Here is a 22,232-nt window from a genome sequence, read left to right as displayed (position 1 = left end):
TCAACACATGAAAACAACGATATACATTCAATCTGCGCTGCTTGCGACCGCTTTGTTGGCTGTTAACATAGTATTTGCACAAAACAACAAAGGCGATGAAGACAAAGACATGTTCAACAACGCCAAAGCACGCGATCAACAGGCGATAGACAAAGCAGTCAAAGGATGGTGGGCGCAATCGATGAAGACCCACGACCAGCGGATCGACTGGTGGCACAAAGCGAAATTCGGTATGTTCATACACTGGGGTGTGTATTCGCAAGCTGGTGGTGAATGGAAGGGACAAAAAGTAAGCGGGTATGCCGAACACCTCATGCGCAAAGAAAAGATCAGCCGCGCTGAATACCTCGAGCTGGCACATCATTTCAATCCCGTTCTGTTCAATGCCGATACATGGGTACGCAATGCCAGGGAAGCGGGCATGAATTACCTCATCATTACTTCCAAACACCACGACGGTTTTGCGATGTACGACAGTAAAGTATCTGACTTCAACATCATGCAACAAACGCCTTTCAAGCGCGACCCCATGAAAGAGTTGTCAGCCGCCTGTAAGAAATATGGAGTGAAGTTTGGATTTTATTATTCACATGCGTTCGACTGGGAACATCCCGATGCACCGGGCAACGACTGGGAATACAAGAACCCCGGAGGCGACCTGAACTTATACGGCGGAACAAACTGGTTCGATGTGCATCCTGAACTATTGCCTAAAGCGGTGAAATATGTGAATGAAAAAGCCATTCCTCAGATCAAAGAATTGTTGCGCAATTATCATCCCGATATACTTTGGTTCGATACGCCGCATAAACTGCCATTGTCGGAGAACATACGCATACTGGAAGCCATCCGGGAAACAGATCCTAACGTAGTGGTCAATGGGCGACTGGCAAGATCAGGTGATATGAATTTTGGTGACTATAAGAATACGGCAGACAGACCCGCTGAATTCTATCCCGTAACAGGCGATTGGGAAGCCATCCCAACTACCAATGAAAGCTATGGTTATTCCAAATACGACGATAGTCACAAGCCCGCTGCTTTCTTCATCCAGTTGCTGGCCAAAGCGGTATCGAGAGGGGGTAACCTGCTCATGAATATAGGACCAAGGGGAGATGGTGAAATGGATGTGAAAGATGTAACAATATTAAAAGGTATTGGCGAATGGGTAGCTAAAAATAAAGCAAGCATATACGATGTGGGACCATCTTCTTTGCCTTTGCAAAGCTGGGGTGTTACAACACAAAAAAACAACCTTGTGTACCTGCACGTATTCAACTGGCCATCCGATGGCAGGTTGCAGCTCGGAGGTTTACTGAACAAAATTGACAAAGCCTATCTGCTTACCGATCCGGCTAAACAACCGCTCAGAATAATTACAGGTAATCGAATGACCAGTATCATGGTGCCACCCCAGGCGCCTGATACCAGCAATACAGTGATCGTACTTGCATTGAAAGAGAAGCCAAAGACAGATTCGGTTCGCTTTGTAGCGAGCAATACAGCTACCAGGCTGCTGGCCTTTGATGCTATATTGAAAGGAAAAGGATTTGGTTTTGGAGATGGTAAGGCGAGCGGTTATTATGTAGATGGATGGAAGTCGGCCAATCAACAGATTGCCTGGCATTTCAATCTTGGAGAGTCTGCGCGTTTTAAAATAGTAGTGAAATATGTAGCCACACCGGAAACAGCAGGTGCTTATCAATTGCAATTGGATCAAAACAAATATGAGGGCAAAGTACAGGCTACCGAAAAAGGGAATGTGATACAAACAATAGAATTGGGTACTGCTGATTTGATTGCGGGATATCACCAGCTTACCATTGCGCCGCTTGCATTGGGTAAAAGTGAACTGATGCGATTACTGGAAGTGCAGTTGGTACCACAAAACCTGGCTGCAATATTTACAAACGCTGAAGCGCAAAGCAGGCTCATGATACAGGAAATAGCCAAAGCCAATGCAGGCAAGCCCGACCTGGTTTCCCCGCGAACACTGGAACATGGTAACCTGAAACTGGTAGCATCGCGCGACTGGACCAGCGGGTTCTTTCCCGGTGTACTTTGGTTCCTGGATGCGTACACAGGAAAACGGGAATGGTTGCAGGCTGCCAAACAATTTACTGCTAACATAGAGAAAGAAAAGACCAATGGCACTACGCACGATATGGGCTTTAAAGTGTATTGCAGTTTTGGTACAGGTTACAGGATCACCAAAGATGCGCACTATAAAGAAGTGATCGTACAGGCGGCCCGCACGCTGGCCAGAAGATTCAATGCAACAACTGGCACGCTTCGTTCCTGGGATCACAGCCGCGATAAATGGGGCTTCCCGGTGATCATCGATAACATGATGAACCTGGAATTATTGTTCGAAGGCGCTAAGCTATCAGGCGATACTTCACTCTATCGTATTGCCGTAGCACATGCAAATACCACTATGAAAAATCATTTCAGACCCGATTACAGCTCATATCATGTAGTAGATTATGACACGCTCACCGGCAAAGTGGTAAAGAAAACCACGCACCAGGGATATGCCAATGAATCGGCCTGGGCACGCGGACAGGCATGGGGATTGTACGGTTACACGATGTGCTATCGTGAAACTAAGAACAAAGCCTACCTCGATCATGCAGAGCATATCGCTGCTTTCATTTTACACCATCCCAACCTTCCCCAAGACAAAGTGCCTTACTGGGATTTCAATGCGCCGGGTATTCCCAATGAACCAAGAGACGCTTCTGCCGCCGCAGTGATAGCGTCTGCATTGTATGAACTCAGCGCCTATACCAAAACGAATGCGAAGATATATCGTGCAACGGCAGATCAGATACTGGAGAGCCTCGCAGGCAGCCAGTACACTTCACCCGCGAATGAAAACAAAGGCTTCATTCTGTTGCACAGCACCGGCGCCAAACCGGCTAACAGTGAAGTAGATGTTCCTTTGAACTATGCAGATTATTATTACCTGGAAGCATTACTGCGCGGTAAGAACTTGCAGGAAGGTAAACCTGTTTTACAACTTGCTAAATAAGCTATTGTTTATGAAGAAAACACCCATGCCTCAATGATGATCTGATCAATAAATGGTATTTTAGTAGTACCAAAGGAGCCAGAGATATTCCTGACTCCTTTTTTATTTAATGATTGCTCTTTTAATTATTGACGGGCGCTGGTACTCACTATTGCTGAAATAGAAAAAGGAATAGTCTGGCTCATAATAGCTGTTTCACCCTTACCTTCTATGTTGGTCTTTTTTTCTTTGATCACACCAGAGGTGGTATCAATGGTCAGTGTGCCTTTGTAATTGTTGGTGCCGCTGATGGTAGCTGTCATGCCCTGGATAGATTTGGGTTTCTTTGTTGATTCTTCACCGGTAAATGCAATAACAGCTTCATTACCATTGATTGACTGGATGGTGTAAACAATTTTTCTTTTGTTATCGGCGTCCTTGTTGTGTTCTTCGGTCCAGCTATCACCCGCTTTCAGAGAAGCAGGTATTGCCAATAACAACTCAGGAGCAATATCGTTGATGTCGCCACCCAATACTGCTTCGGCAGAGGCAGCACCGTCGTCTTTTTTCTTCTCAACCGGCTTGCCATCGGTTGAAATAAAGATATCGTTGGCAGTGCCAATGAAACCTTTCACCGCCTGGCCAATCTGTCCATCCATATCTTCTTTTTTATCAGAATCAAAATCCATGGACTGTCCCATCGCTTCGTTCTTCAATAAAAGTTTTGTAACAACAGATGACAAATGAATATCAGGATTGATCTCTTTCACTTCCGTTTGAACGGTCATGGTAACATTGGAAACAATTTTCATTTCCTGTCCCATCATGTTCTGTGTGATATTATTGACTGTATTGATGGTGCTGTGGATTTTCTCGCCGGTCTTTACAGGCACTTTGGATTGTGCAAAAGTCATGGAGCCGGACAAGATCGCTGCAACCAGCAGCGGGGCGGATAAGATTTTCATAGATGAGGTTTAGTTAAGAATGAATCAATAGATATTAAAAGTAATCGAATATGATAACATGACCTAATAATTAATTATTACGCGCCAAAATCACTGAATAGATAGTTAATCCCCTGCATTGCAGGCTGGAGGCTTCTTGCTTATTTCACGCATCTGAACCCGGCCGGTACCCATCATTCATCATCATTGCTAAACTCATGAAAAAAACTGTTTTTTTTATTGTAGCTTGTCTCTTTACTTCACAATTGATTTTCAGTCAGCAACTTCCGAAAGACGAACGCATGAAATGGTGGCGTGAAGCCCGTTTCGGTATGTTCATACACTGGGGTGTATATGCCCAGCTTGCGGGAGTATATAATGGGCACGAGCAGCAGCGGGGCGGTGCCGAATGGATCATGAACCGTTCTAAAATACCCGTTGCTGAATATCAGCAATACGCCAAACAATTCAATCCTGTAAAATTCAATGCAGATGACTGGGTAAGGATGGCAAAAGAGGCGGGTATGAAATACATCGTTATCACAGCCAAGCACCACGATGGGTTTGCCATGTTCGGATCAAAAGCGAGTCCGTGGAATATTGTCGATGCAACACCTTATGGTAAAGACATTTTAAAAGCACTGGCGGCAGCTTGTAAAAAACAGGGTATGAAGCTGGGCTTTTATTACTCGCAGGCGCAGGATTGGAATAACCCCGGTGGCGCCGCTGCCCGTAAATTGATGTCGGAGGGCTGGGCTAATCCCGATAGTGCGAAGATCGATGCTTTTACCGCTGCGCACAATGGCCATTGGGATGCAGCACAGGAAACATCCACCTTTGCGCAATACATTGACCGTGTTGCCGTACCGCAGGTGAAAGAACTGTTGAGCAATTATGGCGATGTGGCTGTATTGTGGTGGGATACGCCCACCAACATGACAGATGATGCCGCATTGAAATTACAGGAGCTCTTGAAACTGCAGCCTCGGATCATCACGAACGACCGGTTGAAGCGACCCAATTTTCCCGGAGACACCAAAACACCGGAACAAAAAATACCCGGCCTCAGCGAACTCGATGGTAAAGACTGGGAAACCTGCATGACCATGAATGGTACCTGGGGTTTCAGAACTTCCGATACCAAATGGAAATCTACCGAAACACTGATCCGTAACCTGGCAGATATTGCTTCCAAAGGAGGAAACTACCTGCTCAACATAGGACCCAAACCAGATGGAACATTCCCCGATGCCAGCATAGAGCGCCTGAAAGAAATCGGCCAGTGGATGAAAGTGAACGGAGAAGCCATTTATGCAACCAAAGCAAATCCGCTTGCACCGCTGAATTGGGGCCGCTGTACCATGAAAGAAAATGACGGCCAGACCATTCTTTATTTTTCTGTTTTCAATTGGCCCACCGATGGGCAGCTCTTAGTGCCCGGCATTAAGAATACAGTTGTATCGGCCAAATTGCTTGCCGGTGGTGCTGCTTTGAAAACAACTACTACAACGGATGGATTGAATATTGCAGTGCCGTTCAATTCGCCTGATGCAAACGCTTCTGTGATCAAAGTAATATTGAAGGGAAAAGTAGAAAGCCAGCAGTCCGCCGCTAACGGTAAGATGAAAACGGGTGCGTTGGATTAAGATAATCTGGTTAATGGCTCAATGATTAATAGTTGTTAGATGTTAGTTGTTAGCATTTTGGCCTTACAACTAGCAACTAACAACTAACATCTTCTCACTAGCTTTTCTTTACTTGTGAAGTTGTTTTTTTAACAGGCCCTCGTATAGCTTTCACTTCGGCAGCAGTAACGGCGGTTGCTTTATTGCCAAAGCTATTGCGAACATACGTGAGTACATCTGCTATCTGCTGGTCAGTGAGATAGCTGTGCGATGCCATGACATTGGAATAATATTCATCATCGAGCGGAATACGGTCCGACATGCCCTTCAGTACAACAGTAATGATCTTTTGCTTGTCCTTCAGCACATTGGAGCTTTGTGCCAGCGGTGGGTTCATGTGTGGAACACCGCCGCCATCTACCTGGTGACAACTCAAACATTCTTTTTTATAAACGGCTTCGCCCCTTGCAACAGAAACGGAAAGGTTATTGGTCTGTGCCCAAAGCATAATGCCGAAAGAAAACAAAGCCATTGCTGTGATCAGTTTCTTCTTCATGGTTGTGAAGTGTAAATTATTTTCCTGAATAAGTGATGCGATAAATAGTGCCTTTGTTATCGTCGCTTACATAAAGCGAACCATCGGGCCCCTGGGCAAGACCGCAGGGGCGGTGTTCTGCCTGCCGGGTAGCGTTCACTACTTTCACACCCGAAAAGCCATTGGCAAAAACTTCCCATTTGCCGGAAGGCTTACCATTCTTGAAGGGCACGAAAACCACATAATAACCTTCCTGTGGCATGGGAGCACGATTCCAACTGCCGTGGAAAGCAATGAAAGCGCCGTTCCTGTATTTTTCGGGGAACATATTACCTGTATAAAACAATAATCCGTTTGGTGCAAGGTGACCAGGGAACGCTACTACAGGCTCGATAAAATCTTTTGCCCTGGGGCTTTCTGTTTTACCATCGCCACCGTATTCGGGCGCCAGCATTTTCTTGTGCAGGATCTGGTTGTAATAAATATAAGGCCAACCTGCATTGTCGCCTTTTTTCAATTCATACATACACTCGGAAGGCAGTTCGGCGCTTTGTTCAGCATCAAAATACTGAGGCCAATCCTGCAATAAATTATCGCGGCCATGTTGCATCACAAACAATGAATTGCTTTGTGTATTCCAATCGAGGCCCACTACATTTCTTAATCCTGTTGCATAGCGAACGCCCTGTGCATAGCTTTGATTCAACTTGTCGGCTTTGAACATCCAGATACCTCCCGCGCTATCCAGTATGGGACAGGGCATCCTGCCTTTTGATCCGTTGCCACGGTCTACTTCCTGGCAGGAATTGGAAGGGGCGCCAATATTCACATAAATATTACCGTTGTTGTCGAGGGCAATAGATTTGGATTCGTGTTGTCTTTTATTCCAGAGACCGGTAATGATCTTTTCGGGATGCTCCGCATCGATCACTTCATTTTTTGCATTCAATTTGTAACGGAAAACTTCGTCATCACTGGATGCATAGAGGTAGCCGTCTTTTAAGGCAATGCCTGTGCCGGTATAATTGCTGAACCCTTCAACCTTGTCTATCTTACCGTCTCCGTTCTGGGCGGTCATTTTTAAAATGCCATTACCTTTATATAACCTGCTTGTTCTGGCATAGATCACCCCTTCAGGCGTAACCAGTAAATGGCGGATACGGCCAATGCCATCAGATACTTTGGACGCTTCGAAGCCTTTAGGGAGACTAAGCCCCGCGTTGATGGTGTCGGCATAAGGATTGGCCAGGCAGGGTACGGCAAAAAGGAAGCCAATGGAAAGAAAAGAAAAAACTTTTTTCATCGGTATTTTTTTTGTTTGCAATAGGTCAGTTCGTTTGACTGCAATAGCAGGCAAAATCGATTTATCGAGGCACTAATTTATGCTAAGATTGTGAATGAAGTATTACTTTTTTGTTCAATGGTTATGCCAGAATTGTTGAATATTTTGACAATCCTGTCACCGGAATGCTCATGATTTCTTATTCTATTGCAGATGATCAGCGGATCAATCATCAACATAAAACCCATCTGTTTATGAAATCAAAATTGAACAGGTACCTCATGATCGCTTTTGCAACTGTACAGGTTGCCTATGGCTTCGATCAGGCGGCAGCGCAAAAAAAAGAGAGCGCCGATCTGAAAAATTTTCCTGAAGGAGAAGGTCCGGCAGCAATAGGACAAAAGATAGCCGCTCATTTTGTTGTAACACCGCATACCAATTTTGGAAGATCCACTCCCCCGAGGTACATCACTTACCCGGAGACCTGCACCTGGTATGGTGCATTGACTTTTGCAAAAGAAACTAAAGACACCCATTTATTGCAGCAGCTTGCTGAACGGTTTGAGCCGCTTTTCGGCAGCAGCGATACACTGATCCCTAAACCGGATCATGTAGATTATTCAGTCTTTGGCGCTGTTCCGTTGGAACTGTACATGCAAACAAAAGAACAGAAGTACCTCAACCTGGGCAAGCAGATTGCAGATAAACAATGGGGTACACCGGAAGGCCCCAGGGTGAATGCAGAAGCGCGCCGTTTTTATGCAAAGGGCCTTAGCTGGCAAACACGTTTGTGGATCGATGATATGTTCATGATCACTGCATTGCAGGCGCAGGCGTACAGGGCCACAGGCGATAAAAGCTATATCGAACATGCGGCAACAGAAATGGTTTTTTATCTCGATTCGTTACAAAGACCCAATGGCCTGTTTTATCATGCGCCCGACGTGCCTTTTTTCTGGGGCAGGGGCAATGGCTGGATGGCTGTTGGTATGAGTGAAGTGCTGCGCTCATTGCCTAAAAATAATCCCAACAGGACCCGCATCATGCAAGGCTATCAAGCAATGATGGCTTCTCTGCTACAATACCAGGCAAGTGATGGTATGTGGCGGCAACTGATCGATGATGCCGAATCATGGCCGGAAACATCCTGTACGGGCATGTTCACTTTTGCATTCATTACGGGTGTGAAAGAAGGCTGGCTCGATAAAACCATTTATGGCCCCGCGGCACGCAAAGGATGGCTCGCGTTGATCAAATACATCAATGCAGATAATGATATCACCGATGTATGCGAAGGCACCAATAAAAAGAACAGCCGGCAATACTACCTAGATCGTAAGAAGAACACAGGTGATTTACACGGACAGGCACCGATACTGTGGTGCGCTACGGCATTGCTTAGAAAATAAAAAAAACGCCCACCTCTTTAAAATGATGGGCGCTTTTTTAGCGTTGCCTTGCTTTGAGTTGTGCCATATACAATGAGGCAGGTTCAGCAGTCTGGTTCATCAATTCCCATTCTCCATCGGGCCTGTCTTTAAACCGCCCTGTTGATTTTTTTCCTTTCAATCCGATACAATAATTTTTTCCGGATACCCACGGGCTTTGTACGGCCGCATTTTTAGCAGTACAGTTCCATACGATTTGAGTAACACCGGCCCAGCCATGCCCGCTGCCATAATTGCCCCTGTCCTGCACATTGATCTCTCCATCAGTAACAATATTGTCGTATAAAGTACCGCTGGCCCAACGGTGGTGCGGACCAATATCGGCATGTGTTTGCTGCGCCGTGCAGTTGTAAAACACATTGGGACCGCAAACGCGCGCACCTGTTACAAAATCATGCCGGCCTTCGGTGGTGTGGCAGTTCATGAACAGGTTCAACTGACCATTGTTGCAAAAAGAATACCGGCGGCCTCCTGTGATAACAGATTTGGCATCTAAGCAGTTCGAGTTCAATACGGAAATATGTTTGGCAAGGCTGCCGAGCTCAACACAAGCATAACCAAAATACCTGGAACTAACATTTCTTATCCAGCTGTTCTCGATCCTGTCGCATAAGATGGCCTGCCATCCATGGTTTTCGGCGGTATCGCTGCTATAATCGCTTTGAAAAAACAGTTGTTCAATACCCACATGGTTGATGCGTTTGGGAAATTCATATTTGAAGATGATGGGAGTACCATATTTTGGTTCCATTGGCATAACGATGGGGTTATCTATAAATACCTTATTGCCTTCGATCTTTGTGATCACCCTTTCGAACGACAAATTATATTCATCCGGTTGCCATTGCTTCGTGCCATCTCTTCCTTCGATCTGGTCCATTTTGAGGTCTTGTATCCATTGCTTGGTTGCGGGACGAAACACCATGACCTTGTCACCGGCCTTGTAACGCGTAGCATCTGAAACAGTCAACGAATGAGTGCCGGCCGGAACATAATTGTCTGTAACCTGTGTTCTGGTGCCGGGTATCTCACGCGGTGTGCCTGATCCGGTAACACGCAACAAAGGCATTTGTGTGGCTGCTGTAAGTTGTATCCTGGTGCCGTTTTCTGTGTTGCCTTCGCCTCTTAGTATTACGCCGCTTGCTTCCAGTCGGAGGGAAGTGGCAATCTTATACAATCCCCGCTTCAATAAAATAGCGCCACGAAAACCAGTAGCATCAAGCGGCCGGTTGCTTACTTCATCAATGGCCTGCTGGATCAACTGCTGATCATCGGCACCGGTAGCGCTGATGGTTTTTACTATTGGTATATCAGGAATAGACCGGTCGCCGCCATAAAAACCAACACGACTGAAATCGGGAATGGTATTTCCTTTTTCATCCGGCATGTACACAAGACTGCCGTCTGCATTGAGTTTGACAAATTTTGATGATGAATGGCTACCTGTATCAAGGGTAATAAAAGAAGTGGATAGGATGCTGCAACAAATGCAGGCTGCCCGGGCAAGCTGTCTGAAGATCATAAAATGATTTTGATAAGTAATGGTGACAGCAAGGAATTTAGATGGTTCTAAGATAAACAGGAAAAGACGATTGCAGAAGGCCATGCCAGAATTGCTGAATAGATGGCTAACGCAATAGCTTTCGCCTGACTGGTATGAAGAACCCGTTATATTTGTGAGAAGGCTCAATCAAATAAATAAAGATGATGCGATTCAACAGAACACTACTGGCAGCTGCATTGATGTGCGGCTCCTTTTTCGCCAGGGCACAGATGATGCCCCTGACACAACAGCAAGACCGGTGGAAGATCACACCTGAGGGCGGCATTGAATGGGTGGTGGATGGACGATTGCCGCACAATGATCACATCGAGATGGGCGGAGAAAAAGTAGCGCTCTGGATGCGGTATGGTGTGGACAGTAATTACCGGCCGGTTCTTTCGCGTACCCTGGTATTTCCATCGAGCCGTTTGTTGCCTGTGCAAACCATTGCCCACATGATGTACAATGTGGAAGACAATGACCTGCCGCGTATCTACATCAATAACCGCATGCTTAGATCGGGTGTATACAATGCTGCTGTTGTGCCCGATTTGCCGGAAAAAGTAATACGCATCACACACAAGGGTATCATGGAAATAGAAAGCATGGTGGGCAAAGACGGTATCCGGCTGAAAAGGATCTATTTTCCTTCGGTAGATAAACCAATGGCCATTGAAAAAATGGTATTCATCAATGAAGGTAAACAAGCAGCCAAAATTGAAATGGAATACCTGCACAGGGAAAGCAGGCCTGCTGCAGAAAGGACCACGGGCGGACCGCATCATTTCATCGTATCTACCATTGGCGATGGATTGAAAACAGTGCAGCCGGGCGATAGTGTGGTATTTGCCATTAGTTATGAAGCCACAAAAGGATCGGCACAACCGCTGGCCATCAATGTTGACCAGGAAGAACAGATGCGGAGAAACAGGGTAAACCAGATCATATCGGAACTGGTACTGGAAACACCCGATCGTTTGTTGAATACAGCTTTCGCTTTTGCCAAGATCAGGGCTACCGAAAGTATTTATAATACAAAGGGAGGGTATATGCACGGTCCCGGCGGATTGCGTTATTATGCAGCCATCTGGGCCAATGACCAGGCTGAATACGTCAACCCTTTTTTTGCTTTCCTTGGAGATGATATTGGCAACCGTTCTGCTATGAATGCTTTCCGTTTGTTCGCCCGTTACATCAATCCGGAATATCAACCCATTCCCAGTTCCATCATTGCGGAAGGAGATGCCACATGGCATGGAGCGAAAGACAGGGGAGATATGGCGATGATTGCTTATGGCGCTGGCCGTTATGCACTGGCCAATGGAAATGCCGATAGCGCCAGGGTGTTATGGCCTTTGATAGAATGGTGCCTCGAATACCTGAAACGTCAATTGAATGATCAAGGAGTAGTGAAAAGCAACAGTGATGAATTGGAAGGGCGTTTCCCCGCCGGCAAAGCCAACCTCAACACCAGCTCTTTGTATTACGATGCATTGCGGTCGGCCGTTATGTTGGGCAGGGAACTGCATATACCGCTTGCGCAACTCAAAATATACGAATCACAGGCAACAGCTTTGCGTTCGAATATTGAATTGTATTTCGGTGCAACGGTGGAAGGATATAAGACCTATCGTTATTACGAAGGCAACGATACCCTGCGTGCCTGGATCACCACGCCGCTGGTAATGGATATTTTCGACAGGAAAGAAGGTACCATTGAAGCGCTCTTCTCACCGCGATTATGGACTGCAGATGGATTGGCTACACTGGCAGGTGATAAAACTTTCTGGGACCGCTCTACTTTATACGGACTGCGCGGCGCATTTGCAGCAGGTGCCACCGGGAAAGCTTTCCCTTTCCTGGAATATTTTTCACGCAGGAGACTATTGGGCGAACACGTGCCTTACGCGGTAGAAGCATACCCCGAAGGGAACCAGCGACACCTTGCTGCCGAAAGCGGTTTGTATTGCCGCATTTATACAGAAGGAATGTTTGGCATGCGTCCAACAGGATTCAACAGCTTTGACATACGCCCCCGTATACCGGCAGGATGGGATCGTATGGCTTTGCGCAATGTTCATGCGTTCGGGCATGTATTTGACCTGGAGATTACAAGGTTGTCCGGCGAGCGCTTAGCGATTATGGTAAAACAAGGAAATGCAGTTAAACAATACACAATAAAGGATGGGGCTACACAAGAGGTAAAATTGTAAACAATAAGGATGTAACTTACGATTCATTAATACAACGATTGCCGTATGAAAGTATTTGAAATCCTTTACCAGGAAATTATTGGCTTCCTGGGCCTGGGAGGTATTATAGAACTGGTTAAAAAGGGCGATTACTCCACGCTCTCAACATTCGACGGGATTGCCAATTTCATCTACCCGCTTATTCCACTCTTACTGATCATAGAAATAATCAGGGCAGTTGTGTATAAACGATTCCGGATAGAAGACTATAAAGTTCCGTTCCTGGTATTTGTACTGAACCGGTTTTTATCCCGTTTTATTTCAATAGCAGCTGTCAGTTTTTGTATCGGCCTTTTTGGAAAATGGGCAATCGTAAAAACATCGTTTACCTGGTACTGGTTGCTGTATGGTTATATTGTATGGGAGTTTGCCCACTTTGTTTATCATTTCCTGGCGCATAAGGTAAGACTGTTGTGGTGCCTGCATTCTACCCATCATGCGCCGCAGCAGATGAACCTTTTCGTGAACTTCGCACATTTCTTTTTGGAAGCGCCCTATGCAGATGTGATACGCACTTCCATCTGTATTATTATGGGTGTGAATCCGCCCATGCTGTTCCTGATCATGTTTATAGATGGTTTCTGGGGCTCATTTATTCATATCGGGGAGAATATAATGAAAGACGCCAGGCTGGGTATATTCAACAAAATATTGTTAACCCCTTCGCATCATCGTGTACACCATGCACGCAATCCATTATATATGGATACCAATTTTTGCAACCTGCTGAATATTTGGGATAAAGTATTCAAGACTTACCAGCAAGAGCAGCGTGATGTTAAAATAGAATACGGCATTACCCGCGAGATGAACCCGAACAGTTTATGGGATGCTTATTTTGGCGAGATCATTTGTTTGTGGAAAGATGTAGTAAAAGCCCCGGGCATAAAAAATAAATTACTATACATCATCATGCCGCCGGGATGGAGCCATACCGGTGCGCATAAAACAGCCAGGGTAACCAGGGATGCCTATATGCATGAGCAGCAAAATCATAACAGCTTGTAAGCCGCTACTGTTTTGCCATTGAAGGAAGGAATATATACGATCCGCTTAACCGGATCATAGCCAATATCGGCCGTATTCTTTTTTTGTTCGTGTGTTTCCAATAAAGTCTCAACGGTGCCATTGGCATATACATAAAATACCCATCCGCTCCATGCGGTTACAATAAAATCGCCATTGCCTACCGGCTCAATACCATCGATGGGTTGGGGAACATCGGCAATTTTTGTAACCTTTTTTTGCGCGTCGGCTTTTAGAAAGTCCTTGCCGGCGCCTATTACCAGTCCATCTTTGACAACTTTGAGTCCATTTGCACTCTTCATGCCATCGAGGTACAAGGCCGGTACATCATTCTCAATGCGCCATACTTTGCTTTGTTTCGTATCAGAGACAAACACAACGCCTTTATCGGTTACGGTGATATCATTCAATCCGTTGGCATCGGCAACACGGATATTCTTTTCTACTTTTCCTTTTTTGATATTGATAACCACTACATCAGAAATATCTGCTACATATAAACGGTTTTGATAAATACCCAATCCCTTAGGGGCATTGAGACCGGTTATCCAGTGAAGGTCAATGATCTTTCCATCCTTATCAATCTTGGCTACTCCCCCTTTACCATCGGCTGTCCAGGGGGCTCCATCTATCTGCGAGACATACAAAATATCGCCAACAGGCAATACAGATTCCGGTACAGCTACTACCGTATCAGTTTCCCAAATCTTTTCAAGTTTATGCTGTTGTGCAAAACAGGTACCTGTTGCCATCGCCAGCAGAAGAAAGAATAATTGTTTCATGAAGTATTATTGAATAGCTAAATATAATGAAAAATACAAATTTATGGCTCCGCAGTTAATTCATATACGTTACTGGTTAGGGGAGTAGTTCTTACAGACAGGTTAAGGCCTGCTTGCAGCAGGTATTCACCCGAAAATACTTTGTCATGATCGGCCATTGCAGACGTAGTACCCGGAAACAGGTTGATCTCTCTGATGCGGTATTTTTTCTTCGGATCAAGTCCTTGTAACCGCACTTTCCCGAATACATCGCTGCGGGTACTGTTCAGGTGATAGTTGAATAAGATCGCCTGGTTTTGATCCTTGCTTACATACATGAGCACTGCGCGGTTGTTTTCATAAGGAGAAACGAGCCGGTACAGATCGCCACGCCAGATCACCGGACTGATGCGTTTGTAAGTCTTCACGGCTTCTTCACTGAACTGCAATTCCTGCGGCGTGAAATTATTGGTACGTATATCATAACCCATCCTGCCCATCATGGCAACATCGGTCTTGTATTTCAACGATTGTTTACCCATGCCGGTAATATGCGCAGCCATGGTATTGGCGGGAAAGAAATAAGAATAACCCCACTGTATATAAATGCGAGAGAGTGGATCGGTATTATCGCTTGGCCAGAACTCCGTAAAATATTTCAACGCGCCATAATCGGTTCTGCCACCACCACCTGAGCATAGCATGATGGGTAATGTGGGATATTTGGCACGGATACGGTCCATGACTTTGTAGAAACTCCGTGTGTATTCAATATATAACTGCGATTGCCGGCTGCTGCCCAGGTAAGGCGACCAGGCATTGGTCATGCTGCGGTTACAATCCCATTTGATGAAAGCGATACCGGGTGTTTTGGTCAGCATATTGTCTACAATCGAGAACACAAAATCCTGCACTTTGGGATTCGTGAGATCGAGTACCAATTGATTGCGGCCATAATTTTCCGGCCTGTTGGGTAATTTCAATATCCAATCGGGATGCTGTTCGTAAAGTTCACTTTTCGGATTGACCATTTCGGGTTCGAGCCAGATACCGAATTTCACACCCTGTTTCTCTGCTTCTTTCACCAGGTAACCCAAACCACTCGGCAGTTTCGCTTTGTCTTCCTGCCAATCGCCCAGCCCGTTTTTATCATCGTTGCGTGGATACTTGTTACCAAACCATCCATCATCCAGCAGGAACAGATCGGCGCCTAATTTTTTTGCTTCACCAAACAATTCCACCAAACGGTTTTCATTGAACCTGACATCCGTAGCTTCCCAGTTGTTCAACAATACCATCCTGTTGTCATTGCCATCCATCACGCCGTAATTGCGCGCCCAGTTATGCAGGTTGCGACTGGCCAATCCTTTTCCATTTCCCGACCAGGTAAAAAGAAATGCAGGCGTGGTAAAAGTTTCTGCCGGTTGAAGTGCATATTCTGAAGCAAAAGGATTGATGCCCGACAATACGCGCAACCCGTTGCGCTGATCAATTTCAAAACTGTACCTGAAGTTCCCGGTCCAGTTGAGTGTACCTGCCACCAGTTCGCCATCTGTTTCAGTAGAAGGCTTATCCAGTGAAACAAAAAATACCTGGGTTTGGTAGAAGTTGCTACGTGTACCCAGTTTGCTTTCCAGTGTTTTGATGCCATTGCTCAATGGCTCTTCTACCATATTCATTTCACGTGCCCAATCGCCATGAAACTGTGTGAGCCAATAAGCATTGGCATTGAAATGCAGGAGGGAAGATGCATAAGCGGTAAGTTGTACCGGTTTCTTTTCATTGTTTCTGATCTCGGTCCATGCCTTGATCACATCTTCATTGTAATAGAGCGTATAATATAAAGTTACTTCGAACGGATATTGCGGGTCTCTCAGCAGAATGCCGGTAGTGCTGCTGTCTCCACCCGAACTGATCGTTTTGTGAGCAACATATTGCAGCTCCAGTGAAGGGTTGCCATCTGCATGCACCACCCGTATGGCTGGTTCGTTCTGATTTTCCATACCTGCTGTGAGGTACACTTCGCGGCCGCCTTTCAACAAAGCATAATCTGCCGGTTGTAGTTTTTTACCAAAATAAGATTGGGTAACGCGCTGGTTAGCGCCAATGGAAAGTAACAGCGCAGTATTTTTTGTTTCCAGCAATATCTGCCGGTCGCTCTGCGCGTTTACAAGAAAAACCAGGAGGGTACAAAATAGGGTACAAATGCATTTTTTCATAAGGTAATTTATAAGGGAGGATGGCTCAATACTCAATGAAAGTAAAAAGTTTACATAGTAAAATCAGGTATTTGTCGAATTATCGAATTGTCAAATTGACAAATTACATTGAGTTGTTAATTCGCAGTAAACTCTTTCTGATAAGCCAACGGACTTTTCCCGGTAATCACTTTGAAATACTTATGAAAGCTGGTAAAATTGTTGAAGCCGCTCTCATAACAGATCTGTTTGATGCTGAAATTGTTTTCGATCAGCAATTTGCATGCATGACCCACCCGCAGCTCGATCAAAAACTGGGAAAAAGTTTTGCGGGTACGTGATTTGAAATAGCGGCAGAAAGAGTTGGGACTGATATTGGCCATTGCAGCGATCTCTTCAAGGTGGATCTTGTTCTTGAAATTCCGGATGGAATATTCATAGATGGCATTGATGCGATCGTTTTCCGATTCCACAAAATCGTGTTTGAAGCCTATTGAAGAGATGAAAGAATAATTCTGGCAATTACCAATCACGGTGAGCGCTTCCATCAGCAAGGATACACGGTTCGGGCCTTCGGCTTTCATGAGCTCTTCCAGTATATCGGCAATTCGTTGCCTGGCTTTGCCGTTGATGCGTACGCCCCGTTTCCCTTTTTCCAATGCACTGCGGATGCTGATGTTCTCCGGAAGCTGGAGAAACTGGTCGCCCCAGAATTTCTCATTGAAATGGGCTACCCTGATATCGGCGCCCGATTTGGTGTCTTCCTCGTAATACGTATCATCGAAACGCCAGTAGTGGGGCAGGTTGCTGCCAATGATCACTACATCGCCCGATTTGAAGCGGCTGATGTTATCACCTACGAACTGGGTACCGTCTCCTTTTTTAATATGGATCAACTCTACTTCACCGTGGTAATGCCAACGGTTGTTGATGGGGTAAAGATCCTGCCGGACACTAAATGAATGGCCCGGACCCTGCGATATCTTCAATAACTGGGGGCGCATTTAGTTAGCTATTTTGACATGAAAATGAGGCAAAGCAATCGATTTGGAGTAAATATAAGTTAATTTTGAGGCGGGCGCATGGCAGCGGCCGCAGGAAGCAGGTTTTTTTACGCAAACGTTCCCGGAGGTTAGAATAAGTGAATAAAACGTAAGCCTGGCTTACTGCTTGCAGTTACATTCAATCGTTATTTGGGCCCTGAAAATGATGCAATTTCGCATTGAATAATCTAACAATACATGGATAGAACCGCTAAGACCCGCAATTTTTTAAAGATCCATCCTTCCGATAATGTGTTGGTTGCCCTGGGAAACCTGACCGCAGGCGCCATCATTGAAGAGCATGAGAATGGTATTACACTGAAAGAAAATATTCCGGCCAAACACAAATTCTTCATTTCCGATATGAAAGCCGGTGATGAAGTGATCATGTATGGTGTGCTGGTAGGTAAACTGCAATCGGCTGTAGAAAAAGGACAACTGATGACAACCGCCAATACCAAACACGCGGCAGGCGCTTATGGATACCGGGATGCACATTATCAATGGCAAGCACCCGATGCATCGAAATTTACAAACAGAACTTTTCTCGGATACAAAAGAAGCAATGGAAAATTCGGAACGGCCAATTACTGGTTGTTCATCCCCACTGTTTTTTGTGAGAACCGGAACCTCGATATGATACGGGAAGCGCTGCACAATGAATTGGGTTATGCTGTTTCAGATAAATACACACGCTATACCCGCGAACTCCTTGCAGCTTACCAGGCAGGCGCCGATATCAGTCACCTTGATCTTTCACCCGCCGCAACTGCGAAAGAAAAACGTTATTTCAAAAACATAGATGGCATCAAATTCCTGAACCATACCGGCGGATGCGGCGGTACCCGCCAGGATGCAGAAACACTCAGCGCTTTGCTGGCTGCTTATGCAGACCATCCCAATGTTGCCGGTATTACTGTGTTGAGCCTGGGATGCCAGCACCTGCAGACAGAGATGTTCCTGAAAGACCTCAAAAAACGGAACCCTTCTTTTGATAAACCGCTATTTGTTTTTGAACAACAGAAAGCACAGAGTGAAGAGCAGTTGATCGTTGATGCGATTCGCACCACTTTCAAAGGATTGGTGGAAGCAAATAAGATAACGCGTGAGCCTGCACCGCTGAGTGAATTGACGGTTGGCGTGAAATGTGGTGGCAGCGATGGTTTCAGCGGTATCTCCGCTAACCCGGCGGTGGGCTATAGTGCCGACCTGCTGGTGGCTTTGGGCGCTAAAGTATTGTTGGCAGAATTCCCCGAGCTTTGTGGAGCCGAACAGCAAATGATAGACCGTTGTGTAACAAAAGAGGCAGCCGAAAAATTCATTCACCTCATGCAGACTTACGATGCATTGGCCAATAAAGTAGGATCGGGATTTTACATGAACCCATCACCCGGTAATATCAAAGACGGACTTATTACCGATGCGATCAAATCAACAGGCGCTGCACGCAAAGGTGGCACGTCGCCGGTGGTGGATGTACTGGATTATACAGAACCTGCTACCAAAGCCGGACTGAGCCTGGTGTGTACACCGGGTAATGATGTGGAAGCCACTACCGGTAAGGCGGCGGCAGGCGCTACATTGATATTGTTCACTACCGGTTTGGGAACGCCTACAGGAAATCCTGTTGCGCCTACCATCAAACTGTCAACCAATTCAACATTGGCAAAACGCATGGGTGATATTATCGATATCGATACGGGAGGCATCATCACCGGCGAAAAAACAATTGAACAGATGGGAGAGGAGATACTGGAATACTGCATCAAAGCAGCGAGCGGAGAAGTGATACCCAAAGCCGTTTTACTAGGCCAGGACGATTTTATTCCGTGGAAAAGAGGTGTAAGCCTGTAATCATGAAAGTAGGATTATTCATACCCTGTTATGTAGATCAGTTTTATCCGCAGGTGGCCGTTGCCACACTAGAGTTGCTGGAACGTCATGGATGCGAAGTGCATTATCCGCTGAAACAAACCTGTTGCGGACAACCCATGGTCAATTCAGGTTTTGCTTCTATGGCAGGCGGATGTGATAAAAATTTTATAGCCAATTTTTCCGGTTACGAATACATTGTTTGCCCCTCGGGAAGTTGTGCGCTCCATATAAAAGAGCATTTGCATTCAGCGGAAGAACCCAATGCGGCCGCTACTATCCGCGAGCGTATATACGAACTGACGGAATTCATCACCGATGTGTTGAAGCTGGAAGGAGTGAAAGCTTCTTTTCCGCACAAAGTAGGTCTCCATGTAAGTTGCCACGGACAACGCATGTTGCATCTTTCTTCCATGAGTGAAAAAGTAGAGAAGCCTTTCTCCAAAGCAGAAGCCCTGTTGAGCACAGTGGATGGCCTGGAATTATTTCGCACTTCACGTGCTGATGAGTGCTGTGGTTTTGGCGGTACTTTTTGTGTAACGGAAGAAGCCGTGTCGGTAAGCATGGGTAATACCCGCATCAAAGAGCACCTGGCAAACGGCGTGCATTATATCACAGGCGGCGATATGAGTTGTCTGATGCACCTGGAGGGATTATTGAAAAGGCAAAAGATCGATATCAAGGTCATTCACCTCGCTGAAATTTTAAACGCGCAATGAGTCAACCTGCCACTCAGCACAACAAAGCTGCCGCTGCTTTCCTCAAAAACGGCCAACGCGCCCAATGGCACGACGAAACACTTTGGTTCGTAAGGGCTAAAAGAGACAAAGCGGCGCATCAAATTCCCGAATGGGAAGCATTGCGCAACCTGGGTTCACAGATCAAAGAGCATACATTATCGAACCTCGACGAATACCTGTTGCAATTTGAGGCCAATGCCAAAAAGAATGGCATCAAAGTACATTGGGCGAATAACGCGGCGGAACATAACCAGATCGTGTACGAGATTTTGCTGCATCACAATGCGGTGAATGTGGTGAAAAGCAAATCGATGCTTACGGAAGAGTGCGGACTCAATCATTATCTCGCCGAAAGAAAAATAGCGGTGGTTGATACGGACCTGGGTGAATACATTGTACAACTGCGGAATGAGCCGCCGAGTCATATCGTGTTGCCGGCCATTCACCTGAAAAAAGAAGACGTCAGCAATACTTTCCACAAACACCTTCATACAGAAAAAAACAACCAAGATCCGGTATATCTTACCCGCGCAGCAAGACAAGTGCTGCGTAAAAAATTCATTACTGCAGATGCAGCCATCACCGGAGTAAATTTTGCAGTAGCCGAAACAGGTGGTATTGTGGTTTGCACCAATGAAGGCAATGCCGACCTGGGTGTGCATGCCAACAAAGTGCATATCGCCTGCATGGGTTTTGAAAAGATCATACCCCGTGCACAAGACCTTTCTGTTTTCTTAAGGCTGCTGGCGAGAAGCGCTACAGGACAACCCATCACTACTTATTCGAGTCATTTCCATCGCCCGAAAGCAGGACAGGAAATGCACATCGTATTGGTCAATAACGGAAGAACAGAACAGTTGGGCAGGGAAGCTTTCAGGAACTCTTTGAAATGTATTCGCTGTGCCGCCTGCTTCAATACCTGCCCGGTGTACCGGCGCAGCGGCGGACACAGTTATCACAATTCGGTGGCAGGTCCTATTGGTTCCATACTGGCGCCCAACCTGGACATGCGCAAGAATGCGGACCTTCCTTTTGCTTCCACGCTTTGCGGTTCCTGTACCAATGTTTGTCCGGTTAAGATCAATATCCACGAACAGCTTTGGAGCTGGCGGCAGGTATTGATGGCGGAAGGTTATGGAGGCGCAGCGAAAAAAACATCGATGAAACTAATGACGGGCGTATTGTCGAAGCCTGCTGTATACCGGCTGAGCGCCGGGATGGCAAGGTTCTTCATGCGATACCTGCCTTTTTTAGTGAACAACCGGCTCAACCCCTGGTATAAACAACGGGATATGCCATCGGCCCCCAAAGAAAGTTTCAAAGACTGGTATAAAAAGAACAGGAACCATGAGTAACAGCAGGGAAAACATATTAGCAGCTATCAACGCGAATAAGCCGGCGCCTGTAGAACTGCCCGAAATACCGCTTTTTGAAAGGAAGGGCAACCTGGTGAATGTATTCATAGGAGCGCTGGAATTTATCGGGGCAACGAGTGTAAAAGTGGCCTCGTTGAGTGAAGTGGACGAATACCTGGAAAGCTTGCAACAGGCGGGTACACGCCTGGTGAACACCATCGCCGAACTCAACGGTTATAATATCAATGCATATAAAAGGGCCAATGCATCGGAGCTTGAAGCGCTGGACACTGCTTTCATCAAAGGACAGGTAGGAGTGGCAGAAAACGGCGCTATCTGGGTGAGTGAATCGGATATGATAAACCGGTTATTTCCGTTTATATGCAGGAAGCTGGTATTGGTGATCAATGCCAAAGACATCGTGTACAATATGCATGAAGCGTACCGGCGCATTAAGGTAGACAAAGACGGATACGGAACCTTTATTGCCGGGCCTTCCAAAACAGCCGATATAGAACAATCGCTGGTGGTGGGAGCCCACGGCCCGTTGGAACTGAAAGTTTTCATCGTTTCATGATGAAAGATTAATAGCGAG

Annotated in this window: 16 protein-coding genes; 9 read left to right on the top strand and 7 right to left on the bottom strand. The window is 46.0% G+C overall.

Features of this window, described 5'->3' with window-relative positions:
- Positions 1–7: 7 nt before the first annotated feature.
- Positions 8–3,034, top strand: a complete 3,027-nt coding sequence (locus BLU98_RS02700; protein WP_257574662.1) for an alpha-L-fucosidase — start codon at positions 8–10, stop codon at positions 3,032–3,034.
- A 125-nt stretch (positions 3,035–3,159) separates the two neighbouring features.
- Here BLU98_RS02700 and BLU98_RS02695 read toward each other — a convergent pair whose 3' ends face one another.
- Positions 3,160–3,978, bottom strand: coding sequence for a DUF6263 family protein (locus tag BLU98_RS02695; RefSeq protein ID WP_092721701.1), 819 nt, complete (start codon positions 3,976–3,978; stop codon positions 3,160–3,162).
- A 197-nt stretch (positions 3,979–4,175) separates the two neighbouring features.
- Between BLU98_RS02695 and BLU98_RS02690 the strand changes: the two genes are divergently transcribed.
- The gene (locus BLU98_RS02690) at positions 4,176–5,603 is read left to right on the top strand and encodes an alpha-L-fucosidase (RefSeq protein ID WP_092721699.1); all 1,428 of its coding nucleotides are present in this window, start codon (positions 4,176–4,178) and stop codon (positions 5,601–5,603) included.
- Positions 5,604–5,700: 97 nt separating this feature from the next.
- Here BLU98_RS02690 and BLU98_RS02685 read toward each other — a convergent pair whose 3' ends face one another.
- Both BLU98_RS02685 and BLU98_RS02680 read right to left on the bottom strand, forming a co-directional pair.
- Entirely contained in the window at positions 5,701–6,138 is a 438-nt protein-coding gene (locus BLU98_RS02685) for a c-type cytochrome (protein WP_092721697.1), read from the bottom strand.
- A gap of 16 nt (positions 6,139–6,154) precedes the next feature.
- The gene (locus BLU98_RS02680; RefSeq protein WP_092721695.1) at positions 6,155–7,420 is read right to left on the bottom strand and encodes a PQQ-dependent sugar dehydrogenase; all 1,266 of its coding nucleotides are present in this window, start codon (positions 7,418–7,420) and stop codon (positions 6,155–6,157) included.
- Positions 7,421–7,653: 233 nt separating this feature from the next.
- Here BLU98_RS02680 and BLU98_RS02675 point away from each other — a divergent pair, with 233 nt between their 5' ends.
- Entirely contained in the window at positions 7,654–8,808 is a 1,155-nt protein-coding gene (locus tag BLU98_RS02675) for a glycoside hydrolase family 88/105 protein (RefSeq protein WP_092721958.1), read from the top strand.
- Positions 8,809–8,845: 37 nt separating this feature from the next.
- Here BLU98_RS02675 and BLU98_RS02670 read toward each other — a convergent pair whose 3' ends face one another.
- Positions 8,846–10,369 (bottom strand): hypothetical protein, encoded by a 1,524-nt coding sequence (locus BLU98_RS02670; protein WP_092721693.1) that lies wholly within the window; start codon positions 10,367–10,369, stop codon positions 8,846–8,848.
- 182 nt (positions 10,370–10,551) lie between these two features.
- Here BLU98_RS02670 and BLU98_RS02665 point away from each other — a divergent pair, with 182 nt between their 5' ends.
- Positions 10,552–12,603, top strand: a complete 2,052-nt coding sequence (locus BLU98_RS02665) for a glucosidase family protein (RefSeq protein WP_257574661.1) — start codon at positions 10,552–10,554, stop codon at positions 12,601–12,603.
- Positions 12,604–12,648: 45 nt separating this feature from the next.
- Entirely contained in the window at positions 12,649–13,650 is a 1,002-nt protein-coding gene (locus BLU98_RS02660) for a sterol desaturase family protein (RefSeq protein ID WP_092721691.1), read from the top strand.
- Here BLU98_RS02660 and BLU98_RS02655 read toward each other — a convergent pair.
- The 3 genes from BLU98_RS02655 to BLU98_RS02645 form a co-directional block, all read right to left on the bottom strand.
- The gene (locus BLU98_RS02655; RefSeq protein ID WP_092721689.1) at positions 13,635–14,450 is read right to left on the bottom strand and encodes an SMP-30/gluconolactonase/LRE family protein; all 816 of its coding nucleotides are present in this window, start codon (positions 14,448–14,450) and stop codon (positions 13,635–13,637) included. The genes BLU98_RS02660 and BLU98_RS02655 overlap by 16 nt on opposite strands.
- A gap of 41 nt (positions 14,451–14,491) precedes the next feature.
- Complete coding sequence (locus BLU98_RS02650; protein WP_092721687.1) at positions 14,492–16,648, bottom strand: alpha-galactosidase; 2,157 nt, start codon at positions 16,646–16,648, stop codon at positions 14,492–14,494.
- Positions 16,649–16,764: 116 nt separating this feature from the next.
- Complete coding sequence (locus tag BLU98_RS02645; RefSeq protein ID WP_026775015.1) at positions 16,765–17,631, bottom strand: AraC family transcriptional regulator; 867 nt, start codon at positions 17,629–17,631, stop codon at positions 16,765–16,767.
- Between the two features lie 237 nt (positions 17,632–17,868).
- Here BLU98_RS02645 and BLU98_RS02640 point away from each other — a divergent pair, with 237 nt between their 5' ends.
- The 4 genes from BLU98_RS02640 to BLU98_RS02625 are packed head-to-tail and all read left to right on the top strand — an operon-like array spanning position 17,869 to position 22,214.
- Positions 17,869–19,524: a UxaA family hydrolase gene (locus BLU98_RS02640; RefSeq protein WP_092721685.1), complete on the top strand. Its 1,656-nt coding sequence runs from the start codon at positions 17,869–17,871 to the stop codon at positions 19,522–19,524.
- Between the two features lie 2 nt (positions 19,525–19,526).
- Positions 19,527–20,261, top strand: a complete 735-nt coding sequence (locus tag BLU98_RS02635) for a (Fe-S)-binding protein (RefSeq protein WP_092721683.1) — start codon at positions 19,527–19,529, stop codon at positions 20,259–20,261.
- On the top strand, positions 20,258–21,637 hold the full coding sequence (locus tag BLU98_RS02630) for a lactate utilization protein B (protein ID WP_092721681.1): 1,380 nt from the start codon (positions 20,258–20,260) through the stop codon (positions 21,635–21,637). The genes BLU98_RS02635 and BLU98_RS02630 overlap by 4 nt, the downstream gene beginning before the upstream one ends.
- On the top strand, positions 21,630–22,214 hold the full coding sequence (locus BLU98_RS02625; RefSeq protein WP_092721679.1) for a LutC/YkgG family protein: 585 nt from the start codon (positions 21,630–21,632) through the stop codon (positions 22,212–22,214). Before BLU98_RS02630 ends, BLU98_RS02625 begins: the two co-directional genes overlap by 8 nt.
- Positions 22,215–22,232: the final 18 nt, after the last annotated feature.

It is taken from the genome of Hydrobacter penzbergensis, from assembly GCF_900106985.1.
In the GTDB taxonomy this organism is placed as follows: Bacteria; Bacteroidota; Bacteroidia; order Chitinophagales; family Chitinophagaceae; genus Sediminibacterium; species Sediminibacterium magnilacihabitans.
The sequence above is the reverse complement of the archived record's forward strand: the minus strand, read 5'-3'. Positions and strand labels throughout refer to the sequence as shown.

Bases quoted from the DNA above. Each gene is read 5' to 3' on its own strand.
- BLU98_RS02700 (WP_257574662.1), top strand. From the start codon at position 8: ATGAAAACAACGATATACATTCAATCTGCGCTGCTTGCGACCGCTTTG.
- BLU98_RS02695 (WP_092721701.1), bottom strand. From the start codon at position 3,978: ATGAAAATCTTATCCGCCCCGCTGCTGGTTGCAGCGATCTTGTCCGGC.
- BLU98_RS02690 (WP_092721699.1), top strand. From the start codon at position 4,176: ATGAAAAAAACTGTTTTTTTTATTGTAGCTTGTCTCTTTACTTCACAA.
- BLU98_RS02685 (WP_092721697.1), bottom strand. From the start codon at position 6,138: ATGAAGAAGAAACTGATCACAGCAATGGCTTTGTTTTCTTTCGGCATT.
- BLU98_RS02680 (WP_092721695.1), bottom strand. From the start codon at position 7,420: ATGAAAAAAGTTTTTTCTTTTCTTTCCATTGGCTTCCTTTTTGCCGTA.
- BLU98_RS02675 (WP_092721958.1), top strand. From the start codon at position 7,654: ATGAAATCAAAATTGAACAGGTACCTCATGATCGCTTTTGCAACTGTA.
- BLU98_RS02670 (WP_092721693.1), bottom strand. From the start codon at position 10,369: ATGATCTTCAGACAGCTTGCCCGGGCAGCCTGCATTTGTTGCAGCATC.
- BLU98_RS02665 (WP_257574661.1), top strand. From the start codon at position 10,552: ATGATGCGATTCAACAGAACACTACTGGCAGCTGCATTGATGTGCGGC.
- BLU98_RS02660 (WP_092721691.1), top strand. From the start codon at position 12,649: ATGAAAGTATTTGAAATCCTTTACCAGGAAATTATTGGCTTCCTGGGC.
- BLU98_RS02655 (WP_092721689.1), bottom strand. From the start codon at position 14,450: ATGAAACAATTATTCTTTCTTCTGCTGGCGATGGCAACAGGTACCTGT.
- BLU98_RS02650 (WP_092721687.1), bottom strand. From the start codon at position 16,648: ATGAAAAAATGCATTTGTACCCTATTTTGTACCCTCCTGGTTTTTCTT.
- BLU98_RS02645 (WP_026775015.1), bottom strand. From the start codon at position 17,631: ATGCGCCCCCAGTTATTGAAGATATCGCAGGGTCCGGGCCATTCATTT.
- BLU98_RS02640 (WP_092721685.1), top strand. From the start codon at position 17,869: ATGGATAGAACCGCTAAGACCCGCAATTTTTTAAAGATCCATCCTTCC.
- BLU98_RS02635 (WP_092721683.1), top strand. From the start codon at position 19,527: ATGAAAGTAGGATTATTCATACCCTGTTATGTAGATCAGTTTTATCCG.
- BLU98_RS02630 (WP_092721681.1), top strand. From the start codon at position 20,258: ATGAGTCAACCTGCCACTCAGCACAACAAAGCTGCCGCTGCTTTCCTC.
- BLU98_RS02625 (WP_092721679.1), top strand. From the start codon at position 21,630: ATGAGTAACAGCAGGGAAAACATATTAGCAGCTATCAACGCGAATAAG.